Source organism: Janthinobacterium sp. TB1-E2, assembly GCF_036885605.1.
Taxonomy (GTDB): Bacteria; Pseudomonadota; Gammaproteobacteria; order Burkholderiales; family Burkholderiaceae_D; genus Janthinobacterium; species Janthinobacterium aestuarii.
In genome coordinates this window covers 1,431,083-1,456,024 of the sequence record NZ_CP142523.1, presented here as the reverse complement: position 1 = coordinate 1,456,024, position 24,942 = coordinate 1,431,083, and the positions used below count along the sequence as shown (strand labels likewise).

Annotated in this window: 22 protein-coding genes; 3 read left to right on the top strand and 19 right to left on the bottom strand. The window is 63.5% G+C overall.

Translation table 11 applies throughout. The features are described from left to right. Nucleotide 1 precedes the first annotated feature (1 nt). From OPV09_RS06595 to OPV09_RS06580, 4 genes are all read right to left on the bottom strand, one after another. The gene (locus OPV09_RS06595) at nucleotides 2-1,393 is read right to left on the bottom strand and encodes a sodium:solute symporter family protein (protein WP_338680925.1); all 1,392 of its coding nucleotides are present in this window, start codon (nucleotides 1,391-1,393) and stop codon (nucleotides 2-4) included. Between the two features lie 143 nt (nucleotides 1,394-1,536). Further along, nucleotides 1,537-2,340 (bottom strand): 3-oxoadipate enol-lactonase, encoded by an 804-nt coding sequence (pcaD, locus tag OPV09_RS06590; protein WP_338680924.1) that lies wholly within the window; start codon nucleotides 2,338-2,340, stop codon nucleotides 1,537-1,539. Nucleotides 2,341-2,351: 11 nt separating this feature from the next. Continuing rightward, nucleotides 2,352-2,642 carry a muconolactone Delta-isomerase gene (gene catC / locus OPV09_RS06585; RefSeq protein WP_070303391.1) on the bottom strand — a complete coding sequence of 97 codons (291 nt, stop codon included), beginning with the start codon at nucleotides 2,640-2,642 and terminating at the stop codon, nucleotides 2,352-2,354. 9 nt (nucleotides 2,643-2,651) lie between these two features. Continuing rightward, the gene (locus OPV09_RS06580) at nucleotides 2,652-3,761 is read right to left on the bottom strand and encodes a muconate/chloromuconate family cycloisomerase (protein ID WP_338680923.1); all 1,110 of its coding nucleotides are present in this window, start codon (nucleotides 3,759-3,761) and stop codon (nucleotides 2,652-2,654) included. A 102-nt stretch (nucleotides 3,762-3,863) separates the two neighbouring features. Here OPV09_RS06580 and OPV09_RS06575 point away from each other — a divergent pair, with 102 nt between their 5' ends. Beyond that, entirely contained in the window at nucleotides 3,864-4,778 is a 915-nt protein-coding gene (locus OPV09_RS06575; protein WP_034754711.1) for a LysR family transcriptional regulator, read from the top strand. 6 nt (nucleotides 4,779-4,784) lie between these two features. Here the strand turns inward: OPV09_RS06575 and OPV09_RS06570 are convergent, their stop codons facing one another. The 14 genes from OPV09_RS06570 to OPV09_RS06505 form a co-directional block, all read right to left on the bottom strand. Continuing rightward, nucleotides 4,785-5,168 (bottom strand): hypothetical protein, encoded by a 384-nt coding sequence (locus tag OPV09_RS06570; RefSeq protein WP_034754613.1) that lies wholly within the window; start codon nucleotides 5,166-5,168, stop codon nucleotides 4,785-4,787. 56 nt (nucleotides 5,169-5,224) lie between these two features. Further along, nucleotides 5,225-6,562, bottom strand: a complete 1,338-nt coding sequence (locus tag OPV09_RS06565) for a PepSY-associated TM helix domain-containing protein (protein WP_338680922.1) — start codon at nucleotides 6,560-6,562, stop codon at nucleotides 5,225-5,227. 8 nt (nucleotides 6,563-6,570) lie between these two features. Next, nucleotides 6,571-8,694: a TonB-dependent receptor gene (locus tag OPV09_RS06560; protein ID WP_338680921.1), complete on the bottom strand. Its 2,124-nt coding sequence runs from the start codon at nucleotides 8,692-8,694 to the stop codon at nucleotides 6,571-6,573. A 77-nt stretch (nucleotides 8,695-8,771) separates the two neighbouring features. Further along, on the bottom strand, nucleotides 8,772-9,179 hold the full coding sequence (locus OPV09_RS06555) for a DUF2946 domain-containing protein (protein WP_319992338.1): 408 nt from the start codon (nucleotides 9,177-9,179) through the stop codon (nucleotides 8,772-8,774). A gap of 47 nt (nucleotides 9,180-9,226) precedes the next feature. Further along, nucleotides 9,227-9,823, bottom strand: coding sequence for a PqiC family protein (locus tag OPV09_RS06550; protein ID WP_051991539.1), 597 nt, complete (start codon nucleotides 9,821-9,823; stop codon nucleotides 9,227-9,229). Continuing rightward, a complete protein-coding gene (locus OPV09_RS06545) occupies nucleotides 9,820-11,451 on the bottom strand; it encodes an intermembrane transport protein PqiB (protein ID WP_072454258.1) in 1,632 nt (543 codons plus the stop codon). Before OPV09_RS06545 ends, OPV09_RS06550 begins: the two co-directional genes overlap by 4 nt. Next, nucleotides 11,444-12,736: a paraquat-inducible protein A gene (locus OPV09_RS06540; protein WP_425324024.1), complete on the bottom strand. Its 1,293-nt coding sequence runs from the start codon at nucleotides 12,734-12,736 to the stop codon at nucleotides 11,444-11,446. The genes OPV09_RS06545 and OPV09_RS06540 overlap by 8 nt, the downstream gene beginning before the upstream one ends. Before the next feature lie 128 nt (nucleotides 12,737-12,864). Continuing rightward, a complete protein-coding gene (locus tag OPV09_RS06535; RefSeq protein ID WP_338680919.1) occupies nucleotides 12,865-14,214 on the bottom strand; it encodes an amidase in 1,350 nt (449 codons plus the stop codon). A gap of 4 nt (nucleotides 14,215-14,218) precedes the next feature. After that, nucleotides 14,219-14,896: a DUF2848 domain-containing protein gene (locus tag OPV09_RS06530; protein WP_338680918.1), complete on the bottom strand. Its 678-nt coding sequence runs from the start codon at nucleotides 14,894-14,896 to the stop codon at nucleotides 14,219-14,221. Nucleotides 14,897-14,900: 4 nt separating this feature from the next. Next, the gene (locus tag OPV09_RS06525; protein WP_338680917.1) at nucleotides 14,901-16,229 is read right to left on the bottom strand and encodes an MFS transporter; all 1,329 of its coding nucleotides are present in this window, start codon (nucleotides 16,227-16,229) and stop codon (nucleotides 14,901-14,903) included. Nucleotides 16,230-16,337: 108 nt separating this feature from the next. Then, the gene (locus OPV09_RS06520) at nucleotides 16,338-17,009 is read right to left on the bottom strand and encodes a hypothetical protein (RefSeq protein WP_338680916.1); all 672 of its coding nucleotides are present in this window, start codon (nucleotides 17,007-17,009) and stop codon (nucleotides 16,338-16,340) included. A gap of 168 nt (nucleotides 17,010-17,177) precedes the next feature. Next, complete coding sequence (locus OPV09_RS06515) at nucleotides 17,178-18,092, bottom strand: LysR family transcriptional regulator (RefSeq protein WP_219330066.1); 915 nt, start codon at nucleotides 18,090-18,092, stop codon at nucleotides 17,178-17,180. Nucleotides 18,093-18,149: 57 nt separating this feature from the next. Further along, on the bottom strand, nucleotides 18,150-19,385 hold the full coding sequence (locus OPV09_RS06510; RefSeq protein WP_338680915.1) for a M20/M25/M40 family metallo-hydrolase: 1,236 nt from the start codon (nucleotides 19,383-19,385) through the stop codon (nucleotides 18,150-18,152). After that, on the bottom strand, nucleotides 19,382-20,614 hold the full coding sequence (locus OPV09_RS06505; protein ID WP_338680914.1) for a urate hydroxylase PuuD: 1,233 nt from the start codon (nucleotides 20,612-20,614) through the stop codon (nucleotides 19,382-19,384). The genes OPV09_RS06510 and OPV09_RS06505 overlap by 4 nt, the downstream gene beginning before the upstream one ends. Nucleotides 20,615-20,745: 131 nt before the next feature. Here OPV09_RS06505 and OPV09_RS06500 point away from each other — a divergent pair, with 131 nt between their 5' ends. Both OPV09_RS06500 and OPV09_RS06495 read left to right on the top strand, forming a co-directional pair. Next, on the top strand, nucleotides 20,746-21,684 hold the full coding sequence (locus OPV09_RS06500) for a LysR family transcriptional regulator (protein WP_034754583.1): 939 nt from the start codon (nucleotides 20,746-20,748) through the stop codon (nucleotides 21,682-21,684). Between the two features lie 72 nt (nucleotides 21,685-21,756). Beyond that, entirely contained in the window at nucleotides 21,757-23,514 is a 1,758-nt protein-coding gene (locus OPV09_RS06495) for an allantoate amidohydrolase (protein WP_338680913.1), read from the top strand. Between the two features lie 213 nt (nucleotides 23,515-23,727). Here OPV09_RS06495 and OPV09_RS06490 read toward each other — a convergent pair whose 3' ends face one another. Further along, nucleotides 23,728-24,789, bottom strand: a complete 1,062-nt coding sequence (locus tag OPV09_RS06490) for a sulfatase-like hydrolase/transferase (RefSeq protein ID WP_175560491.1) — start codon at nucleotides 24,787-24,789, stop codon at nucleotides 23,728-23,730. Nucleotides 24,790-24,942 lie beyond the last annotated feature (153 nt).

Below are 24,942 nucleotides of genomic sequence, written 5' to 3'. Positions count from 1 at the left end.
GCTACAGCCGCGACGACGATGCCGGCTTTGCCAACGCTTGCGCCGGCTTGAACACATGGCTGATACCCATGGTCAGCAACGGACCAGCCAGCGCCAGGTAGGAACTATCCACGCCGTACGGATTGCCCGCCAGGAACCAGCCAATCGTGGCGATCACCGAGACGATCACGCCGACAAAGGCGCCGCGCGGTGTGCCGAATTTCGGCGCATAGAAGGCCATCAGCACCAGCACGGCCAGGGTCGCGCGCAGGGCCTTGCCCAGGAAGGCGATCATCAGCAGCTTTTCCGCATACAGCGCCAGCACCAGCGGCAGCAATCCCGCCACGACGATGGCGATGCGCAGGAACATCAGCGATTTCGCGTCGTTCTTCGCCTTGTTGTACCAGGGATCATAAAAATCCTTCATGGCCAGGGTGGCCGATGCCAGGGTGGTGGCGGAAATGCCGCCAAACAGGGCACCGGCCAGGCCCACGATCATGATGCTGGCGGAAAACGCCGGCATGTGGGCGATCATGGTCGGGAACGCGTCGATCGACTTCATGCCCGGATACAGCACGGCGCTGCACATGCCGATCAGGGCCGCCATCAGGCCGAACGGAATCATCAGCGACGACACGTAATAGCAGGCGCGCTTGGCCACGGCCGGGTTGTCCGTGCTGACCAGCGCCTGGATCACGTATTGCGTGGCGAAGATGGAACCGATGCCGCCGATCATCCAGGCGATGATCTGGCCCCAGCCGATCTCGACCCAGTTGAACATCTTGGCCGGCAACTGCGCCTGCAGCGCGCCAATGCCGCCCGTTGCTTCCAGCGCATACGCCAGTGCCAGGATCACGCCCAGGTATTTGACGATGGAGTGGGCGAAATTCGTGTACACGACCGAGCGCATGCCGCCCAGGCTGACATAGATCACGGTGATGGCGCCGACCAGCAAGATGGCCACCGTTTTGTTGATGTGCAACACGGCCGCCAGCACGGCACCGCCGCTCGCGTACAGGGCCACGGCAACGATGCTCAGCGCGACGATGGTGAGGATGGACGCCGCATAGCGCACGGGCTCACCATACGTTTGCGCGAGGATGCCGGAAATCGTCGACTGCCCGCTTTCCTTGTATTTTTTCACCAGCACGATGGCCAGCAGGAAAAAGCCCAGCGACAGCGCCACCAGATTCCAGGCGGCGGAAATGCCCAGTTCATAGCCCTTCTGGGCCGTGCCGATGCTGACGGAACTGCCGATGAATTCCGACAGCAGCAAGGCGCCGATCAGGAAGGCGGGATAATTGCGCCCGCCCGCCGTCATGCCCTCGGCGCTGTTGGCATGCTTGCGCACGCTATAGGTAATGTAGGACATGAGGGCGAAATAGCCCACCGTGACCGCAGCGATAATGATCAATCTGTTTTCCATCCGTCTACTCCAAGTCTGCTTTTCTTATTATTATTTTTCAAGAAAGCTTCCCCTGCCGCATGCCGGACCAGCCGGCGGCGGTGCTCAGGAGAAAGCCGCATTCCCGCCATACCGATACGGTACAGCAAGCCTCACACTAAAAAAGTCCGCAACTGCGCCGTAAACATGTCCGCCGCCTCGATGTTCGAGATGTGCGAGGCGGGCAGGCTTGCCAGACGGGCGCCCGCGATCTGCTGCTGCAGCCAGCGCCCGTCGTCGATGGTGGTCACGGGATCGTGCTCGCCCGCGATGATCAAGGTCGGCACGGCGATCGTGCCGACGGCGTCGTGCAAGTCCGTCTGGGCCAGCATCTCGCAGCAGGCCGCGTAACCGCCCGCATCCTGACTGCGCAAAATGCCGGCCAGGCGCGCCACCGTGTCCGCTTCGCGCGCGATAAACTGCGGCGTGAACCAGCGCGTGGCGGCGCTCTCGGCCACCGCGGCCATGCCATCGCGGCGTACTTGCTCCGCACGCAGCTGCCATGGCGCGGCGCCGCCGATGCGCGCCGCCGTATTCGCCAGCACAAGCTTCGTCAAACGCCGCGGCTGGTGTATGCCCAGCCACTGGCCCGTCAAGCCGCCCATGGAAATGCCGCAGAAGGCGGCGCGTTCGATATCGAGGTGGTCGAGCAACGCCACCACGTCCAGTCCCAGCCGGTCGATGCCGAACGGCGCATCGCCGCTGGCCGACCGGCCATGGCCGCGCGTATCGTAGCGCACGACAAAATAGTCGCCGGCCAGCGCGGCCGCTTGCGCATCCCACATGGACAGGTCCGTGCCGAGGGAATTCGACAGGACCAGGCAAGGCTTGCCGCGCTTGCCATCCGTGCGGTAATGCAAGCGAATACCGTCCACCTCGCACGTCTGCCCGACAGTGTCATTGCCTATCTGCGTCATGGCATGTCTCCTCAGGAATCGTCGTCACGCACCGACGAGGGATGGCGGCACAGCGGCATCACGTCGATCTGCATATAGGGAAATAGCGGGAGCGAAGTGAGCAAATTATGCAGCTCGTCCACGCTGTCCACGTCGAAGACGCTGACGTTCGCGTACTGGCCGGCGATGCGCCACAGGTGGCGCCACTTGCCCTCGTGCTGCAGGCGTTGCGCCAGTTCCTTTTCCGTTTGCTTCAGCTGCGCCGCCTGCTCGGCGGGCATACTCAAGGGCAGGTTCACGTTCATGCGTACATGGAATAACATGGTTTCTCCTTATTGACGCTGCATGGAGCGCAGCTTGTCCATATCGATCTCGACGCCCAGGCCCGGCCCTGTCGGCACCTGCAGCATGAAGTCGCGGTAGACGAGCGGCTCGCGCAAGACTTCCTGCGTCAGCAGCAAAGGCCCGAACAGTTCCGTGCCCCAGGCCAGTTCCGCAAACGTGGAACACACGTGGGCCGTGGCGGCCGTGCCGACGCCGCCTTCGAGCATGGTCCCGCCGTACAGGCCCACGCCCGCCAGGCGCGCCACGGTGGCCACTTCCAGCGCGGGCAGCAAGCCGCCCGACTGGGTGATTTTTACGGCATACACGTCGGCCGCATCGGCCTGCGCCAGCGCCAGCGCATCGGCAGGACCGTGCAGGGCTTCATCGGCCATGATGGCCACGTCGAAGCGCTGCTTCAGGCGCGCCAGCGCGGCGCGGTTGCCCGCCTTGACGGGCTGCTCGATCAGGTCGACGCCGCCCGCTTCCAGTGCGGCGATGCCGCGCACGGCGTCCGTCTCGCTCCAGGCCTGGTTGACGTCGACGCGCACGCTGGCCCGTTCGCCCAGCGCCCGCTTGATCTCCAGCACGTGGGCCACGTCATCCATCACGTCGCGCAAGCCGATCTTCAGCTTGAAGATGCGGTGGCGGCGCAGTTCCAGCATTTTTTCCCCTTCGGCGATATCGCGCGCCGTGTCGCCGCTGGCCAGCACCCAAGCCACGGGCAGCGCATCGCGCACGCGGCCGCCCAGCAGTTCCGACAGCGGCACGCCCAGGCGGCGCGCCTGGGCGTCCAGCAGGGCCGTCTCAATCGCGCACTTGGCGAAGCGGTTGCCCTGGATGACCTTGCGCACCCTGGCCATGGCTTTGGCCACCTCGCTCGCTTCCATGCCGACCAGCAGCGGCGCGATATAGGTATCGATATTCGTCTTGATGCTTTCCGGGCTTTCGCCGCCGTAGCCCAGGCCGCCGATGGTGGTCGCTTCGCCCCAGCCCGTGATGCCGTCGGCGCAGCGCAGCCGCACCAGCACCAGGGTTTGCGTATTCATGGTGGCGACCGACATGCGGTGCGGGCGGATGGTAGGCACATCGACCAGGTAGGTCTCGATATTTTGAATCATATTTATTCCGTATAATTCTGTGGAGTGGTGACACGATATTCCCCGAATCTCCCCACGTCCAACACCGAGTTGGTATCAAACCTATACCTGAAAGGTATGAAGATGGAATTACGGCACTTGCGATACTTCGTTGCGGTCGCAGAGGAAAGGAACTTCACGCGGGCCGCCGCGCGCCTGCATATCGCGCAGCCGCCGCTGAGCCGGCAGATGCAGCAGCTGGAAGAAACCTTGGGCGTGGCGCTGATCGAAAAAGGGTCGCGGCCCTTGCGGCTGACGGAAGCGGGCGAGTTTTTCCTCGCCCATGCACGCCCCCTGCTCGACCAGGTGCGCGACCTGCAGGCGATGACGCAGCGCGTGGGCAAGCTGGAACGCACGCTGTCGATCGGCTTCGTCGCCTCGACCCTGTATGGAGAATTGCCCGACATCGTGCACCGCTTTTGCGAGCGCCATCCCGAGGTCGACGTGACCCTGCATGAAATGACGACGGTGCAGCAGTTGAAGGCCCTGAAGGAAGGCCGCATCGACGTGGGTTTCGGGCGTTTGAAAAGCGAAGACCCCAGCATCCGCCGCATTCTGCTGCGCGAGGAGCGGCTGGTGGTGGCCCTGCCGCCCGGCCACCGCTTGGCCAAGGGAGAAGGCGGATTGCGCCTGACGGACCTGACCCACGAAACCCTGCTCGTGTATCCGAAAGCGCCCCGCCCCAGCTTTGCCGACCAGGTGCTGGCCATGTTCAGCGAAGGCAATGTCACGCCCGGCCCCGTGACGGAAGTGCGCGAGCTGCAGATTTCCATGGGACTGGTGGCGGCCGGCCAGGGCATTTCCATCGTGCCGGAAAGCGTGCAAGCCATGCATCACCGGAACGTCGTGTACCGCAAGCTGGACGACAAGCATGCGTTCTCGCCCATCTTATTCAGCATGCGGCATAGGGACCGCTCGCCCGAGTTGGAAAACATCCTCGCCGCCGTGTACTCGATTTACGATGAACACGGCATCGCGCACGTCAAGGAAAGCCTGTAGCTATGACTACGCGACGTCGGCCAGCAATTCCGGGCGCAGCGCGCGGATGCGCAGTTCCGTGAAATAGCCGCCCGCCTCGTTGTAGCGCAGGTAGTGGCGGCCGCAGTTCAGGCAGCGTGCCACCTGGCTCAGGTTCGCGGGATAGTAGCGCGGGGCGATGGGCGCATCGATGCTGTCGTAGCGCGTGCCGTGCGGGTGGTACTCGGCAAACGTCGGTTCCTCGTACGGGTCTTCGCGCAGGGTGCCGATTTCTTCAAAGCGGTCCAGCTCCAGCGAGGTAGGCAGGCGCTGCCAGGCGTCGAGCGGGACGGCGCAGCAGCTGCATTTTTTTGTCACCAGCGCCGACGCGGCGGCCAGTGCGGACAAGGCGGGAAAGTCGATGAATACCATGTTCAGCCGTTACAAGGGGGCGGCCCATGGCAACGAGCCTGGCCGCACCCCTTATTCTAGCGCAGTCGCATCCTGCCGATACGCGCACCGCATTTCGCCAGGACCAGCTCGAGCAACAGCAGCATGCCGCCGGAAACGAGCAGCAGCGGCATCAGCGCACACATGGCGGCCGCCGCCAGCCAGGCCAGCATGGAAGGCGACGTCCAGGCGCCCGGCAGCAGCTTGGGCAAGCCCAGCGAGCCTGGCAAGCGCCGCTTGAAAAACATCACCCAGCCCGACACCAGCGAGAACAGCACGCTGGCGCCAAAGACCAGCAGCAAGGCCTGGTTCCACCAGCCGAATTCGCCGCGGTGAAATGGAATGCCGATGGCGGTGGCCTTGCCGAACGCCGTCTGCGCCTCCCAGCCCGCATAGTACAAAGGCTTGCCGCTGTAGGCATCGAATTGCAGGTCGAAGCGCAAGGTGGGCTGGCTGCGGTCGGCCATCGTGGCGCGCCACACATCGTCCTGGCTGGCCGGCGCCGTCAATTGCACGGCGATGGCGGGCGCATGGCTGCGCGCCACCTTCCACGCATCCTGCCAGTCGAGCGGAGCACCCGCCTCGGTCGAATGCAAGCCGCGCGGCGCGGGCGGCGGCGCCTGGCCGCTGACGTCGCGCAGCGCGCGGATGCGCCCGCCTGCCTGCTGGCTCCACGTCAGCCCGGTCGTCAGGATCACGAAGCTGACAATACCGAGCGCCACGCCGAGAAACGCATGCCACTGGCGCCAGCCATTGCGGCCCCGCGCGCCTCGCTTCGGCAAGCCTGATTGCGCGCTGCGCGGCCACCAGAGCACCACGCCCGTCACCAGCATCACCATCAGCCAGCTGGCGGCCAGCTCGATCATCCAGCGCCAGCCATCGTTTTGCAGCAAACGCGAATGCAGCTTTTTTGCCCAGTTGCCGAAACGCTCGCTGCTGGCCAGGCTGCCCAGCACGCGCGCATCATAGGGGTTCACATACATGACGATGGCTTGCGCAGGCAGGCCGAACTTCGGCCTGGCCTTCACCGGCATCCCATGTCCAGCATGTTCATCGTGCGCGCCGCCGGGCGGCGCGAACGCCACCTGCACCGCATCGTCCTGCTGAAACGGCGGCACCACGTGCTGCACCGTCCAGCCACGCGGCGCGGCCCGTTCGGCGGCCGCCACGGCGGCGTCCAGCGGCAGCATGGACGCTTGCGGCGCCACATGATCGAGGTGCTGGTACAGCCTTGCCTCGATCTGCGGCGTGAACACGTACAGGATGCCCGTCAGGGTGGCCACCAGCGCGAAGGGCGAGGCGATCAGCGCGGCCCAGAAGTGGATGCGCCAGTACAGGCTTTTGCGGCGCGCGATGAGAAAGGTGAAATCGTCCATGGCCGTCCTCACAGTGCGCTATAGGTATAGGACAGGCCCAGCATCACGCTGCGCGGCGCACCGGGCGTGTACTGGTTCTGCGTATTGGCCGCGTAGCTGCCCGTGCCCGCGTAACTGCTGCTAGCCGAATCGGCGTAGCGCTTGTCCATCAGATTGCGCACCTGCGCCCACGCTTCCAGCCCGCGCGCGATCTGGTAACTGGCGCGCATATTCAGCAGCGCATGGCCCTTGTACTCCACCGTGTTGGCATTGTTCATCCAGTAGCGGCCCTGGTGCACGGCTTCGAGCGCGATACGCGCGCCCGCCACGGGCTTGTAGCCGACCTCGAACGAGGTGATGTCACGCGGCGCCTGCGGCATGGCGCGGCCGCTGTAATCGAGGGTGGAGGACACCTGGTAGCGCAGGTAGCGGTGGCGCGCGATGGCCGTGGCGAAGCGCGCGTCGAACGGGCCGCTGTCGTAGTTCAGGCCCAGCTCCAGCCCTTCGCTGCGCGTGCGCCCCGCATTGCGGTTTTCGCTATTCCCCGGTGACACGGTATAGCTGACGATGGTGTCGCGCCCGTCGAGCCGGTACAGGGCCGTATCGAGTTTCAAACGCCCCTGCAAAAAAGCCCAGCGCAAGCCCAGCTCATAGTTGTTGTAGACGGACGGCTGCAAGTTGGCGATGCCCGTCTTGCCATACAGCTGGCTCACTTCGGGCGGCGTGAAGCCCTGGCTGACGTTTGCATATGCGCTGCCCGCATGGCCGATGGCGTAGGTGGCGCCCAGCTTCGGGCTCACATGCGAAAAGCTGCGCGACTCGTCGGGCGCGCCGTAATTGACGCTGCCGCCGGGCGCCAGCTGGTTGTGGTAATCGTAGCGGATGGCGTCCGAGCGCCCGCCCAGCACCACGCGCGTGCCAGGCAGCGGAGAGAACTCCCATTGCGCGAAGACGGCCGTGTTGAGGATGTCCGTCTGGTAGTCGCGCACGCCCTGCGGATTGCTGGCATTGGCCAGCGAGTAGCGCAGGTAGCGGCCCGTGGCCGCATCGCGCACGATGGACAGGTTATCGCTGACAAAGGGATTGTCGCTCTTGTCCACATACACGCCGGCGATCAGGCGTGAACGCAGCCAGGCGAATTCCTGCTGGTGCTTCACGTCCAGCCCCAGTGAATCGACGTGGTTGTTGTTGATGACGCCCTTGCACAGCATGCCGACGCAACTGCCTATGGAATACGCGGGAAGCTGCCCATGGTCGTTCTTGCGCGTAAACACGGTGATGGTGCTCGTGCCATTGGCCGTCGTCTGCCCTTCCCACGCCAGATTCATGCGCGTGGTCCTGTCCTTGCGGTAGGTGAACGTATTCAGGCTTTTGCCGGGATTGCGGCGGTAGTCGTTCTCGAACAGGCTGCCCGTCATGGCCGCATCGAGATCCGTGTGGACGATGGTGGCGCGCAGCTGCGACGTGGGGCTGAGCGCATAGTCGGCGCGCAGCGAGAACGAATCCTTGTCGCCATAGCTGTACTCTTGCCAGTTGTCGCGCGAGCGGCGCGAACTGTAATGGGAAAAGCGCAGTCCCAGCGGGCCCCAGGTATCGCTGGCGGCCGTGTCGTAGCGCGTGTAGCCGCCCACGTTATCGCGCCGCACGCCCACGCTTGCCGTCGGTGTCGCGCTGGCGCCGGCCGTGAGGAAATTGACGGCGCCGCCGACGGCATTGCTGCCGTACAGCGAGGAAGCGGCGCCCTTCACCACCTCCACGCCGCTGGCTCCCGCCATGTTCATCTCGTTGAGAGAATTGTGGTTGAAGACGCCCAGCGGACGGATGGGAATGCCGTCTTCCAGGTACTGGTAGACGGCATTGGTGCCGATGGGCTGGCGGATGCTCATGCTGTGCTGTTCGTTGCCCAGGTCATTCCAGTACACGCCGGCGATGCGATTGAGGATATCGCCCATGGTCTTGGGCTTATCGCGTTCCAGCGTTTTGGCATTGATGACGCCGATCGCTTGCGGCGTTTCGGACAGCCACGATAGCGCGCGCGAGCCGGAAACGACGACGGTGTCGATGGCGTGATCAGTTTGGTCAGGTTGCTGCGCCTGCGCGCACGGGTAAGCCACGGTGATGGCCGCGGCCAGCACCAGTAATTTCTTGTTCATGTGATTCTCGTCTAAGTGTGCGGATGCGGCGCGTCACACGCCAAGGTGGACGGCGCCAGCATTGAAAATGCAAAAACTCAGGCGAGAGCGGGCGGCGCGCGCGATTGCGCGGTGGACCAGATGAACAGCGGTGCGGGTGACTGGTAGTACAGGGATGGGAAAATGGCCGTGCCGCTGGCCACAAGCAGCGGCAGCACGGGGCTGGTCGGCGGCAGGCCGACGGAGCCCGCATGCGTGGAACAGAAGGCGCAATGCTCCATCTGCATGACCTTGTCGCCTGACTTTTCATCGGCGGCGCCGTCACCGGCCTGCACAAGCTGGACAAAACGGATGCCGGCCACCGAGCAGATTTCCGCCCAGCCGGAGCCGGATTCCTGCTTGGCGTTGGCGACGGCCTGGGAAATCGATGGCGCGAGCGCCGCCAGCAGGATCGCGAAACAGGCGATCCAGGCGGCGAAGCGGCGCGTGAACAAGGTCATTCCCATGGCCGCATTTTACCAGCGGCCGCCGGGACTGGGTAGCGGAAAGCGGCTCAGGCGGCCGGGCAGGCGGCGTTTCCGCTGTCAAAAGCGCGCACGACACTTGCCGTATCGGCGGCGATGCGGTTCACGGCGCGGCGGTGACCGAGCACCAGTTCATCGTAGCCGGCGCCCACTTTTTCATTGGCGACCGTGCGGCAGGTGACCACCTTGTTGCTGGCCAGCTGGCGCACGCTCCACACAGCGTCGATCAACGCATACTGCCCCATCACGGACTCGAAACGCTGCACATTGGTGCTGATGCGGTACACGGGCAGCTTGTCCGGGTATGGCGTGCGGAACACGTCGATGGCGCCCAGGTCGTTCGTCACGGCCGTCGACAGGGCCTGGCCGATCTCGCCTGCCAGCGGCCCCGCCCAGCGCTGCTGCTCCAGCAATTCGATGCGGCCCGACGGCGCCGTCACAACAAACTGGTTGCGGCTCACCTGCTGCGGCACGCTGACGGCCAGCACCTCGACATAGTATTTGACGGGCTTGGCCGGCTGCGCGTCGGCGCCGCCGCTGAGCGTATAGAAATGCTCGGGCTGGGGCGTGGAGCAGGCGCCCAGCAGGCTGGCCGCCAGCAGCGCGGAAAAAATCGGTTTCATCATTTTTTTTCATCTCCTTTTTTACCGCGGATCAGGGACTCGGGATGACGTTCCAGGTAATCCGACAGCGCGTTCAGCGATTGCAGGGTTTGCGTCAGCTGCTGCAAGGCCTGGCGCACGTCCGACTGCAGCGGCGAATCCTTTTGCAGCACCTGTTCGGCCGAACCAAAAGTCTGTTTCGCCGCCGTCAGGGTGTCGCGCATTTCCGGCACCACCTGGCCATCGAGCTGCTTGAACAGGGTATTGGCCTGCTTGATGGTGGCGTTCAGGTTATTGCCGATCTCCGCGTACGGCACCTGATCGAGCTTGCGGGCGATGCTGGCGATCTGCGTCTGCAGTTCATCGAGGGTATTCGGCACGGTCGGCACTTCCAGCGGGTATTTGTTCGGATCGAGCGCCACCTTCGGCGCTTTCGGGAAGAAGTCGAGCGCGATGTACAGCTGGCTGGTCAGCAGGTTGCCCGTGCGTAGCTGGGCGCGCAAGCCCCGGCTGACCATGCGTTCGAGCAGCTGGTGGCCGGCCGAGCCTTCCTCATCGTCGACGGCGGCCTTGAAGCGCATGCCCAGGCGGGCCGGGTACAGGTTGACGGTGACGGGCATGCGGAAGTTCTTCTTCACGGGGTCGAATTCGATGCCCACCGAACGCACCTCGCCCAGCACGATGCCGCGGAAGTCCACCGTGGCGCCAGGCTGCAAGCCGCGCAGGGACTGGTCGAAATAGAACACGGTGGTGATCGCCTCGCCATCGGGCTCGCGCATGGCGCTGGCCTCGTCGGCCGCCAGGCGGTAGTTGGTGCCGGCCGGCGCCGGTTCGACGGGTTTGCGGCCGTTTTCCGCCTCGAAGGCGATGCCGCCCACCAGCATGGCGGCCAGCGATTGCGTATTCAGTTTGAAACCGTTCGAATCGAGGCGCACGTCGACGCCGCTGGCATGCCACCAGCGCGCATCCTTGCCGACAAACTGGTCGTACGGCGCATTGACGAAAACCGACATGGTGATGCCGTTGCCATCCTTGTCCAGCGCGAAGCTGACCACCTTGCCCACGCGCAGGCGATGGAAGAACAGGGGCGAGCCCACGTCGACGGAGCCGAGGCTGTCCGCATGCAAGGTGTACAGCTTGCCCTTCTGGTCTCCCGCCACGGCGGGCGGGCTCTCCATGCCGATGAAGTTCTCCTTTTTGGCTTCCGACTTGCCCGTGTCGACGCCGATGTAGGCGCCCGACAGCAAGGTGCCCAGGCCCGTCACGCCGCTGGCGCCGATCTGCGGACGCACCACCCAGAAACGCGAATCGGCGGTGGCGAAGCGGCGCGCTTCCTTGCTCATGTCGATCGTCACCAGCACCTTGCTCAAGTCGTCGCCCAGGGTGATGGCGCGCACCTGGCCGATATCGACATCCTTGTACTTGACCTTGGTCTTGCCCGGCTCCAGGCCTTCGGCGCTCTTGAAGCTGACCGTCACCGTGGGTCCCTGGTCGAGGATGGACTTGGCGGCCAGGCCGGCGCCGATCAGCGCGGCCAGCAGCGGAATGAGCCACACCAGCGACGGTAGCCAGCGGCTGGCCGGGTCCACATCGGGTTCGGGCAGAGGCCGCGCGCCGGTTTCGGCAAGGTCGCCCGTTTCTTTGTCAGCCATGCTGTTCTCCAATCACTGTATTGTTTCCGGTATTTGCCGCACTGCTGCGTTTTTCATCCTCTGCCGCCTTGTCGTCGACGGGGTCCCAGATCAAGCGCGGGTCGAACTGCATCGCCGCCAGCATGGTCAGCACCACCACGGCGCCAAAGGCCAGCGCGCCGGGTCCGGCCGTGATCACGGCCAGCGACTTGAAGCGCACCAGCGCCACCGTCAGGGTGACGACAAAGATGTCGAGCATGGACCAGCGGCCGATGAATTCGACCATGCGGTACAAAATGGTGCGCTGGCGCGGCCGCCAGCGCGAACGCCGCTGCGCCGTGAACGCCAGCAGCGCCAGCACGCCCAGTTTCAGCATCGGCACGACCACGCTGGCGATGAAAATGATGATGGCCAGGCCCTTCGAGCCGCTGGTCCAGAACAGCACCACGCCGCTCATGATGGTGTCGTCCTGCGCGCCGAACAGCGATTGCGTCACCATCACGGGCAGCAGGTTGGCGGGAATGTAGAGGATCATGGCGGCGATCAGCAAGGCCCAGGTGCGGTTGATGCTGTCCGGTTTGCGCACGTGCAGGGCCGTGCCGCAGCGCACGCACGCCAGGTGCCTGCCCTTGCCCAGAGGCGGCGCCACCAGGCCGCAGGCATGGCAGGGCAGCACCTTCTCGTCCGGCGCGAAAGCCTTGTAGCGGATGCCGGGCAGCGCCTGGCGGGTCAGGTCGTCGCCCAGGTTCCACAGGGCCTTGGGGTCGAACGAGACGACGATGGCCAGCATCAGGGTCAGCGCGCCAAACGCGAACAGCCCCGGTTGCGGCAGCACCGTGGCCAGGCTGGTCATCTTGACGACGGTGATCAGGATGCCGATCATCAGCACCTCCGTCATGCCCCATTCGCGCGCAGTCTGCACGGCGCGCAGCACGCGGTTAAAGCCCGGCACCTTGACGCCGCAGCGCAAGCCCAGCGCCACATACAGCAGGGAACCGAGTTCGATGGCGGGAAAGAGGATGGTAAACAGGAAGACCATCGTCGCCACGATGTGCATCTGCTCGTACCACAGCACGCGGATGGAACCGAGCAAGGTGGCGCTGGAGGTCAGACCATTGACGTCGAGTTCGACGATGGGGAAAAACTGGGCGATCAGGAAGACGAAGGCGGCGCCCAGGGTCAGCGCCACTACCTTGGTCAATTCGGCCGATGCGCCGCGCGCGTGGGCGCCCCGGTACAGCACCGAGCGGCAACGGATGCAGCGCGCCTTTTCGCGGGGACGCAGCGGACGTTTGCGGTACAACACGCCGCAGTCATGACAGCTAATCAGGTCGTATCGGTGCACAGTATGAAGTTTGCCGGCGCCCGAAGCGCGACTTTCCCATGTTAATGCCAGCCATCATGACAGAGTTGGCATTTTCCTGCACTACGGCACTATTCTTTTTCACTCCCCCGCAACAGCGCCTCCACGGCGCGGCCGATTTGCAGCACTTGACCGTCCGCGCCGGCCAGGCCGCAAATGCCCAGCCCCACGGGCAGCTCGCCTTCCGCATGGCATGGCAAGGACAGCGCGCAGCCGTCGAGGAAGTTGATCACGCTGGCGTTGCGCAGTACCAGGCCATTCGTGGTAAAGAAGGTGGCATCATCCGATTCCAATGGCGCGACCTGCGGCGCGACGATGGCTACGCTGGGCATCAGCCAGGCGTCGTATGGCGCCAGGCGCTGCTCCGCGATGGCGATCAGGCGCGCACGCGCATCGAGTAAATCGATGTAGTCCGCTGCACCCTGCTGCTGGCCGCGGCGGATGCGCGCCGCCACGCGCTGGTCGTACTGCGCGCCCTTCTCTTCCAGCAGCTCCCTGTGCCAGTGCCAGGCTTCCGCCGCCACCAGCCCGCCGCCGCCATTGATACCCGGCAGTTCCAGCAATTCGGGGAAATCGAACTGCTCCACCAGGGCGCCCGCTTGCCGCAGTTGGTCCAGCGCCGCATCGAAAGCCTGCTGCACCTGCGGCTCCACGTGCGTGCCGACGTAGTCAAGGGTAAAACCGAAGCGCAAGCCTTTCAATGCCGGCGCCTGCGCGCCGATGTCATGGCCCGACAGCGCCGCATACAGAATGGCGCAGCAGTCCACGCTGTGGGCGATGGGGCCGGCCGAATCGAGGGAACGCGACAAGGGCACCGTACCGGCCAGCGGCACGGAAGCGGCCGTCGGCTTGAAGCCCGTCAAGCCGCAAAAGGCGGACGGGATGCGGATCGAGCCGCCCGTGTCTGTGCCCAGCGCGCCGGCCGCCATGTCCAGCGCCACCGTCACGGCGCCGCCCGAGGTGGAGCCGCCCGCCACGCGCTCGCCGTCCAGCGGATTGCGCGGCGTGCCGTAATGGGGATTCAGGCCCAGGCCGGAAAACGCGAATTCGCTCATGTTGGTGCGGCCCAGCAGGACGGCGCCGGCCGCGCGCAGGCGCGCCACGGCGCCCGCGTCTGCCTCGGCAGGCGGTGCATCGGCCAGCGCCAGCGAGGCGGCGCTGCTGGTTTGCCCCCTGACGTCGAACAGGTCCTTGATCGAGATGGGCACGCCGGCCAGCGGCGAGGCAACGATGCCGGCGGCGCGCGCCGCATCGCTGGCCCGCGCTTCCATCAGCGCCTGTTCGCCATCGAGGCTGACATAGGCATGGCCGCCCTGCGCCCGGTGCGCCTCGGCGCGCGCCAGCATCTGCTCTGTCAGCGCCACGCTGGTGATGCGGCCGGCGGCCAGGTCGGCCGCCAGTTCTCGGATGGTCTTGGTCATTGTTCTATCCTTCCACGGGCAGGGTTTGTACGGCATAGCGGTGCTGCAGGCGGCGCTGCAAGGCTGGATCATACAGCTCCAGCGCGAACGCGTCGCCATGGCCCATCTCGCCGATGATCGGCTGCGTGCCGCAAAACATGGCGCTGCCCACGGGCAGGCTGGCCTGCCCCGTGTAGCGCTGAATCAGTTCTTCCGGCGACAGCATGCGCGTCACGGGGCCATCCTGGTACAGGGCCGGCACGCCGGCCCGTTCGCGCCAGGAGCGCATCTGCAGCTGGTCCCAGTGGCCGGCCACGTCGGCATAGCGCCACAAGGTGTCGCCCACGGGCTTGCCGCACATCTGCTTCGACACCGTCACGCCATAGCTTTCCACCTTGCGGTCCGTATGATCGGAACCGATTCCCACCAGCAGGCCGTATTCCGTGGAAAACAGCACGAATTCCGCTTCGCCGGACGAATCGCTGCCCGGCACTTCGATGGCCGCGTCGCTCGATAGCAATGCCGCCGAAACCCTGTAAAACGTGGGCACGCTTTTCGGGCGCGCCACGCCGATGGCTTCCAGTTCGGCGATATGGTGTTCCACCATCGCCATGTCGCGGCCCGTCCAGCCGGCAATGATCAGGCGGTCGATATCGAAGGTGACGGGGCCGTGGCCGGCCAGTTGAAAACGCAATGTCGTCATGATGTTATTCTTCAAGAGGGCCGCGGCCCGTTTCGCGCGCCGCAAAGACGGCGGCGCCGGTGATCAGCAAGGCCGCCGCCACGTACAGCGAGACGGCCACGGTGCTGTTATATGAGCGGTACAGGCTGGCGATGACGAGCGGGGCGAAGCCGCCGCCGATGACGCCGGCCAGGGTGTAGGCCAGCGAGGAACCCGCATAGCGCACCTTGGTGGGGAACTGCTCGATGACGAAGGCCGCCTGCGGGCCGTACATGATGGCGTGGATGACCAGGCCCACGACGACGGCCGTGACGATGGCGGCCGGGCTGGCCGTGTCTAACAAGGTGAAGAAGGCAAACGCCCACACGAGGCCCAGGATGGCACCCAGCGCATACACGGGGCGGCGGCCAATCTTGTCCGACACCGCGCCAAACACGGGCACCGCCAGCGCATTGCACGCCGTGCCGACCATGATGGCCGTCAGCGCCAGGGTCGACGACAAGTGCAGCACCGTCGTCACATACGTCAGGGTGAACACCACCACCAGCGCATACAGCACGTCCGAGCCGATACGTACGCCGCCGGCGATCAGCAGACGGCGCCAGTACACGCGCAACACGTCGCCGATCGGCGCTTCCGCCTTCGCATCCTGCTGGTCGAGTTCCTTGAACAGCGGGGTTTCCTCGATGCCGCTGCGTATCCACATGCCGAACGCCACCAGCAGGAGACTGGCGATGAACGGCATGCGCCAGCCCCAGTCCATGAATGCTTCATGCGGCAGCAGGTACGTGATCAAGCCGATGCAGCCGGTCGCCAGCAAGGTGCCGAACGATGGCCCCACCTGCGTCCACGAGGCGTTGCGTCCCCGCTTGTCCGGCGCGCCGTGTTCGACGGAGATCAGCACGGCGCCCGCCCATTCGCCACCGAGCGCAATGCCTTGCACGAAACGCAGTGCCACCAGCAGGATGGGGCTCCAGATGCCGGCCGTCGCGTACGTCGGCAAGAGGCCCATCAGGCCCGTCGTCACGCCCATCAGCATCAGGGTCACCACCAGCACCCAGCGGCGCCCCAGCTTGTCGCCCAGATGGCCGAAGATCACGCCGCCGATGGGGCGCGAGATATAGCCGACCGCATACGTGGAAAAGGCCAGGATGGTGCCCGTCAGCGGGTCGAACGAGGGAAAGAACAGGTGATTGAAGATCAGCGCGGCCATGGTGTTGTAGACGGTGAAGTCATACCATTCCAGGGTCGTGCCGACCATGCTGGCCGTGGCCAGGCGGCCCGTCTTGGCCGTCGTGGCCTTCTCGCCCGGTGCCTGGGCTGCCGGATGCGCAGCGTTCGTATATGTGCTCATAGCCTACCTCTCTCGTCAGTTTTATTGCAGGCCCGGCGCAGGATGCTTTGCCCTGCGCCGTGGCCCGTGTCTCGTGTTATCGGTGCCGGCAAGATGCGCGCGGCCGTGTCAGGCAGCGCGCAGGTCCGCCTCGCGCAGTTGCCAGGACAACTGCAGGATGGCCGCCTGTTCCGCATCGAGTCCCAGCGCCGCGCTGGCGGCATTGGCGGCTGCCATGGCGGCGCTTTCGGACGACGCGTCGATCAGGAAAATCGGGTCGAGCACGCGGCCCTCCGTCCGTTCCGCCGGCAGAGGGCCGGACAGATTCGCGTCCGGTGTCAGCAGACGCGTGGCGATGACGCCGTCGATCTGCAGCAGCTTCGTTCCCAGCGCGGTCATGGCGTCCACGGCTTGCGCGTCCTGGCCGATGGCGGGCGCGCCCAGGCGCAGCACGGCCAGCCAGGCGCCCGTGCCCATGCCCGTTTCCGCCTCGATGGCACATACACGGCGCATCGGGTCGACCATACGCTGCAAGTTCGTCAGCGACCATGGCGTCTGCTGGCCGAAAGCCTTGAAGTAGTCGGGCGTCTGGAAGGCGCCCAGCGACACGGTGCGGTACAGGCCCAGATATTTGCGCGGGCCGCGCACGCTCTGGTAGCGCGTGCCGCTGACGAAGCCGGGAATGCGCACGCGCTCTTCCACGTGTTCGCGATCGTACCAGCGGTTGAAATCGCGTTCGTGTTCGGGGTCGGCGCTGGTCCAGACAAACAGCATGCCTGGCAAGGTGGGGGACGTCGTCATGATGGTTCCGTTCTGCGTTATGGGTGGTGTGCCAACCCAGAATAGGTGGCACGCCATCACTTGGCAAACGGGTTATTCTGAACGCGACTGATAAGTTTTTCTTGTGGGTGGGGCCAACAATGTTGTCGGATTACGCGCCGGGGCGCTAATCCGACCTACGCCACCGCGTCAAGCTCCGTACTCCTCCGCAAGCCCCACACTGAATCGGGCCGCCTCCTCGCACGCCAGCATGGCCACCAGCTGGATCGCTTCCGTAGTGATGTCTTCGCTGTAACTGATGACGATGCGCTGCGGCGCCAGGCTGCTGGTGCAGGGAATCAGGGCGATGTGGCCCTGTTCGATTTCCTCGCGCAGGGGCGCCAGCGGCAGCACGGCGATACCGAAGCCCGCTTTGACCAGGCGCACGATGGCGGAGATCGAGCTGACGCAATGGACCCGTCCCAGCTGCACGCCCTCGTCCTGGCACAGCGCCTTTAAAGCGGAATGCGGCTGCGAGCCCCGGTTCATGGTGATGATCGGATGCTGCGCCAGTTGCGCCACCGTATATGGCTTGCCCGTGTCGGGCCAGTCGGCGGCCCTGCCGGCCCAGCCCATGGCGATGGCGCCGCTGCCCGTGCTGCGGATATGGTCGCCCGTCAGCATGTCCGTCTGCAGCGCGATATCGAGCTCGCCCTGCTGCAGCTGTTCGTGCAGGCGGCGCGTCGATTCCGACGTCAGCTGAATCTCGATACCCGGATAGCGCTCCTGCACGCGCTGCAGGAACGGGATCAGCCACGTATGCACGATGGTTTCGATGACGCCGATGCGCACCTCGCCCGTGATCAGCGCAGGCGAGGAATTGGCCGCATACATGTCGCGGCACAGTTCCAGCATGCGTTCGGCGTACACGAGCAGATTGCGCCCGGCAAAAGTCAGGCGGATTTCACGCGCGTCGCGGTCGAACAAACGCGTGCCGAAATCCTGCTCCAGCGACGCGATGCGGTTCGAGATGGCCGCCTGCGTGATGTGCAGCTTGTCGGCCGCCGTGCGAAAGCTGCCCAGCCGCGCAGCCCAGACAAACGCTTCGAGAAAACGGGTATTCAATGGGGGCTCTTCTTCACAGGTTGAGTGTCCGCCCCATTGTAAGCCAAAGCACCCGCCCTATTTCTCGCCCAGGAAGTCGAGCAGGGTCAGGGCCACGATCTTGCTCGCCTTGCGCAAATCGTCGAGCGCCAGGCGCTCGTCGGCCTTCTTCGCGTTCGACTCTGGCACCGTGCGCGGGCCGGCGCCATACAGCACGGCAGGAATGCCACGCTCGCCATACAGACGCGCATCCGCATACAGGGGCGTGCCGAGGGCGGGAATGGTCTCGCCCAGAATCGCTTGCGCGTTTTTCTGCAGGCTGCCGACCAGCTGTTCGGAACCGGGCAAGGGCCGCAGCGCGTGCGACAGCAGCAGGCGACGGATCTCGAGGCGGATGCCAGGCTCGCCGCGCACGGCGTCCTCGATCAGCGCGCGCACCTGCGCCTCCACCGCCACCGGGTCTTCTTCGGGAATCATGCGGCGGTCCATCTTCATGACGACCTTGCCTGGCACCACATTGGTGTTCGTGCCGCCGTCGATGCGGCCCACCAGCATGGTGGGCGAGTCGATGCCGGCGACTTTCGATTTGATCTTTTTCAGCTCCGGCAGCTGGCCATAGATGGCATTGAGGATCTTGTTGGCCGCCTGCAGCGCGTCGTGCCCCGTCTCCGGCATCGAGCCGTGGCCCGACTTGCCGTGCACGGTGATTTCCAGCTGCAGGCAGGCGTTGTGCGCCGTGACGATGCCGTAGCTGAAACCGGCGGCGATGACGAAATCGGGTTTCGTCAGCTGCTGTTCCAGCAGCCAGCCCGGCCCCAGCAAGCCGCCGAATTCCTCGTCGTACGTGAAGTGCAGTTCCAGCTGGCCCTTCAAGGGAATGCCCAGGGCTTCGAGCGCGCGCGCGGCAAACACATAGGTGGCGAAATCGCCTTTCGACACGGCCGTCGCGCGGCCATACATATAGCCGCCGTCGATCTGCCCGCCGTACGGCGGATACGTCCAGTTGTCGCCGGGCGGCACCACGTCGCCATGCGCATTCAGGGCCACGGTCGGCCCGCCCGCCGCATATGGCCGGCGCACGATCAGGTTGGTGATGCTTTGCATGCCATATGCCTCGACCTGGTCCTTTGGGACGGCATGCTTTTCAGCGTTCCAGCCATACGCCTGCAGCAGCTGCGCCACCAGGTCCGCATGGGGCCCGTTATTGCCGGGCGGCGTATCCGTCGGCTGCTGCACCACCTTCTGTAAAAATGCGACTTCCTCGTCGAAGTGTTCGTCGATCCAGGCCGTGATTTTTTCTGCGTGCGTAGTCATTTTGCTCCTTGCATGGTCTGTTGCAGCCAGGCGCCAAGCTCGCTGCGCTCGGCCTCCGTCATATTGGTCAGGTTCCCGATCGGCATGGCTTTCAGCTCGATGGCCTGCTTGTAGATTTGCGCCGCGTGCTGGCGTATTTCCATTTCATTATCGAACATCATGCCGGCCGGCGCCGTGGCGAAGCCGGGCTGCGTGGGCTGGGCCGAATGACAGGTGGCACAGCGCTGGGCGATGATGGCATGCACGGCCTTGAACTGCGCGGACGGGTCCACTGCGGCCACGGCAGCTACCGGCGCTGGCGCCTTCGGTGCGATGGCCACGGCAACGGCCAGCAACAGGGCAACGCCGAGAGCCGGATAACGCCACTCGACACGTCCCTTGTGGCGCAGGTTGAAGAAGTGGCGAATGAAGACGCCGGCCGCCATGATCAGCGCCAGCACCAGCCACGCGTGGTCGTTCCGGTAGGTCATCGCGTAGTGGTTGCTGATCATGATGAACAGCACGGGCAACGTGAAATAATTGTTATGCACGCTGCGCTGCTTGGCCTTCAAGCCATGCTTCGGGTCGGGCAGCTTGCCGGCGGCCATGGCCTCGACCATCTTGCGTTGGCCGGGAATGATCAGCATCAGCACATTGGCCACCATGATGGTGCCGATCATGGCGCCCACGTGGATGTAGGCGGCACGCCCGCTGAGCAAATGCGTGAGCACGTAGGCGGCGCCGACGATCAGCGCGAACACCGTCACGCCGAACCACAGTTCATGTTTGGCCAGCGGGGAACGGCACAGCAAATCGTACACGGTCCAGCCGATGACGAGGGTGGCGATGCCGATGCCGACAGCCTGGCCGCTGGAGATGTCCGCCACGGCCTTGTCGATCATCATGGCCTGGGCATTGAAATAATAGGCAATCGTCAGCAGCGCAAAGCCGGACAGCCACGTGGAATACGCTTCCCACTTGAACCAGTGCAGCTCCTTCGGCAGTTCGGCCGGCGCCACCAGGTATTTTTGCGGGTTGTAGAAGCCGCCGCCATGCACGGCCCACAATTCTCCCGACACGCCCTTCTTCGCCAGCTCGGAGCCGGGCGCGGGTGGGCGGATCGAGTTATCGAGCCAGACGAAATAAAAGGAAGCACCGATCCAGGCGATGCCCGTGATGACGTGCAGCCAGCGGACGATCAGGTTCAGCCACTCAAGGCCGTACGGGATCAGGTAGGCAAATACTTCCATAAATTTCCTCTAGTCAGACCGAACCAATATTCGTGCCAATCTACACAAGATAAACGGATTTACCGCCCATCACATGAAAAATATCGTATATTTGACATATTCAAATCGATATACAACAGAGCCACCGCCACATGTCCAGCCTGCCGCAACACCTCGACCTGCATTTGATCCGCATCCTCTACCTGCTGCTGGTGGAAAAGAATGTCTCGCGCGTGGCATTGAAGCTCAATCAGCCGCAGCCCTCGATTTCCGCCTCCCTGCGCAAGCTGCGCGAATTGACGGGCGACCCGCTGCTCGTGCGCGGCGCGCGCGGCATGGTGCCGACCCAGCATGGCGAAAGCCTGCTCAATCCGGCCAAGCGCATCCTCGACCAGACGGAAAGCCTGTTCGTCAAGAAGACGCCGTTCGTGGCGCAGGAAGAGGCGCGCACCTTCCACATCGCCGCGCCCGACTACCTGGACAGCCAGTTCCTGCCCAACGTGGTGGCCCTGCTGCGCCGCGGTTCGCCGAAAAGCCGCGTCGTGCTGCATAGCCTGGGGCCCGGCATCGACCATATCCGCCAACTGTCCGATGGTGGCCTGGACCTGGTGATCGCCAACTGGGACGAGCCGCCCGCGCACCTGCATATCTCGAAGCTGTTCGAGGACCCCATCATCTGCGCCATGCATGCGGAAAACGCCTATGCGCGGCGCACGGCCAGCGACGCCATGACCCTCGACGATTATCTGAGCCTGCCCCACGTGGCGCCGTCGCAGATGATGCCCGGCTACCACGGCGTGATCGATTCCTTCCTCGAACGGCAAAACCTGCAGCGCAACGTCGTGGTGGAGTCGGCGTACTTCGGCCTGATTCCCTACATGCTGACGCAGACGGACCTGGTACTGACCACGGGCCGGCAATTCATGCGCTTCTATGAAAAGACCCTGCCGCTGAAAACGTACACCGTGCCCCTGAAATTTCCGCCGATGCGCTTTTACCAGCTGTGGCACCAGCGCGTGCACCAGGCGCCCGAGCACAAATGGCTGCGCGACCAGGTCAGCGCGGCCGCCAAGGCGCTGGTGCAGCGATAGCCGCTATCAGCGCGCGCATATAATGGACGCAGAACGGGGCGCTATCATCACTGCTTGCATGATCGGAAAACCATGACCACCCTTTCAGACCTGAACGCCGGCAGCCAGGCCGATTTTATCGCGCACCTGCACGGCATCTACGAACATTCGCCCTGGATCGCCCAGCGCGCGGCCACCGCCCGGCCGTTTGCCAGCCTGACGGCACTCAAGACGGAACTGCAGCGCGTGCTGGCGCAAGCCTCGCCCGAAGAGCAACTGGGGCTGATCCGCGCCCACCCTGAGCTGGCCGGCAAGGCCGCCATTGCCGGACAACTGACGGCGGAATCGACGCGAGAGCAGGCCAAGTCCGGCCTGAACCTGTGCAGCGCCGACGAATTTTCCACCCTGCAGCGCCTGAACAGCGACTACAACGCCAAGTTCGGCTTTCCCTTCATCCTGGCCGTCAAGGGCCCGACGGGCGAAGGCTTGACGCGCCAGGACATCATCGCCACGTTTGCGCGCCGCCTGAAGAACCGCCACGCCGATGAACTGGCCGAGTCGCTGCGGCAGATCAAGCGCATCGCCGAGCTGCGCCTGAACGAGCTGTTCGACGTGCGCCTGGACTTCGGCCCGGCCATCATGCAGCAGGCCGAAACCCTGGCCGGCTGGAGCGACAGCGATTACAACCTGACCTGCGCCTACCTGACGCCGGCGCACCAGAAAACGGCCGCGCAGCTGGCCGACTGGATGCGGGACGCGGGCATGCAGGTGCACATCGACGCCGTCGGCAATGTGGTCGGCCGCTATCTGTCCGACACGCCCGATGCAAAAACCCTGATGACAGGATCGCACTACGACACGGTGCGCAATGGCGGCAAGTACGACGGCCGGCTGGGCATCGTGCTGCCGATTGCCGTCGTGCGCCACCTGCACGAACGGGGCGAAAAGCTGCCGTTTCACTTCGAGGTCGTCGGCTTCGCCGAAGAAGAAGGCGTACGCTTCAAGAGCACGTTTTTGGGCAGCACGGCCGTCACGGGCAAGTTCGACGTGTCGCTGCTGGAGCAGTTAGACGCGGACGGCGTGAGCATGCGCGACGCGCTGGCCGCCGCCGGCCACGAGGCGGGCGCCATCGGCGCCATCGCGCGCGATCCCGCCAGCTTGCTCGGCTATGTGGAAGTGCATATCGAGCAGGGTCCCGTGCTGCTCGAGCGCGACCTGCCCCTGGGGATTGTCACGGCGATTGCCGGCAGCTCGCGCTACCTGGTCAATCTTGGCGGCGTGGCCAGCCACGCGGGCACCACGCCCATGACCATGCGCAAGGACGCGGCCAGTGCTGCCGCCGAAATCATCCTGCTGGTGGAACAGCGCTGCAGCCAGGGGGAAGCGCTGGTGGGCACCGTGGGCCAGCTGCACGTGCCCAACGGCTCCGTCAACGTGATCGCCGGCGCCTGCACCCTGTCGCTCGATATCCGCGCAGCCGTTGATGCCGTGCGCCAGGCGGCCGTCGACGACATTCTCGATGGCATCGCCGCCATCTGCGCGCGGCGCCAGATCGACTACCAGCTGGAACTGCTGCTGTCGGCGCGTGCGGCACCGTGCGCACCGTGGCTGATGGCGCAGCTGGCGCAAGCCGTGGAATCGGTCGGCATCGAACCGTATGCGCTGCTGTCGGGCGCCGGCCACGACGCCATGGCCATGGCCGCCATCACCGACGTGGCCATGCTGTTTACCCGCTGCGGCAATGGCGGCATCAGCCACAACCCGCTGGAAACCATGACGGCCGACGACGCCGACATCGCGGCGCGCGCGCTGCTGGCGTTTTTGCGCGGCTTCCAGAAGACACGCATGTAACAGGAAAGAAAATGATGGAAAGGCCGGGCAGCACGTCCGGATGTTGCGTGGAAGACAATCAAACCGGGTGCATGCCGGCATTATGGTGTATGTTGTGCAGTAACAACGAAATTCTGCGGTGCCTGCCTCGATCCACGCAGAAGTTTGTAGCAAGCTGAAGTCAGGTCCGCTACAAACCACCACATTATGCTATTTTTCACAAACTGAAGCGTGCTATGGCTCGCAGTGAAAGGACATTCGTATATATGGAACCTGATTTTCAGAGAGCTGCCCGCTATTTACAGCAGATGGTGGCTGATGGTCACCAACCACATAAGCTTCCGTACAGCCCAGTTCAGTACTTGTACTCAATGTATCGATCAAAATTCCAATCGCGCTACGTGCTACCAGCTGTGAATCACCAATTGTCTCAATACCCTGGAAATATTGGACTGATGCTTCCGGCATACTAGAAGCAATGGGCTCATGGCTGGATAACGAAAGCATGTACAAAAAAGCCCTGTCTTGCTGCCGTATCAAATCCACTCCAAAATTAATCATATCTTCATCACAGATACCAAGGAATGGTCCTGGACAGGTTTTCAGCTTGCTCATTTCAGGTTGGAAATATGCATGGTCGATACCCAAGCTTTTCCAGACGGTATCGCGGGCATAAAACATTTTTTGATAACCATGTACTCCGAAAACCTCATACCCTTTATTTTTCATGTAGGCCGGAGCACAACCATCAGCCATTGCTGAAAAATTAGTACTTGCATCAAACTGAATATATTCAGAGCATAACTCACGAATCTCTCCCTGCATGGTCGAGCCGTGATAATCAGTGAATCCTGTCTTCAGCACTTTCACGCCGCGGCTCTTCAGCTTCTTTTCGACCGCCACCAACGATCCATGGCTTTCCCCCCACGACTCCACTAGCATCAAAACCATTTTTGCAGGCATTGAACTTTCACCTTTCACATGATTCAAAAAGGTCGGTTCGCTGGTTTTCCCTAAAGAATTTTCTTTTTTTGAAAAACCATCACTGATCAGCGTTTTAATGGCAAAAGGTGACGGCGTGATAATTTTATTGCGAATCTCACTTGCGCCAACATCCAGCACCAGCAGCACCCCCTTGAATAATATAAGGGAAAAACCAATAAAAAAAGCAACACGCCTGAATTCCAATGAAGTTTTCCGATAAACATCTGAATACAGGAAAAAAAACATTAGTAAAAAAAACAAGGAACAGGTTAACAATATCGGCACCGGGGAATTTCCCAAAACAGCAAACAAGTAAAACTCATACGAACTGGGTCGAATATTCCAACTTGACAATATGGAAACCAAAAAAACAAAAATCCATACAAATTTTATTAAAAACGAAACCCATCTCTTGAAACTTTTTTCCAGATAAGGAAAAAACAGTGGCTCGACGCAGATATAGAT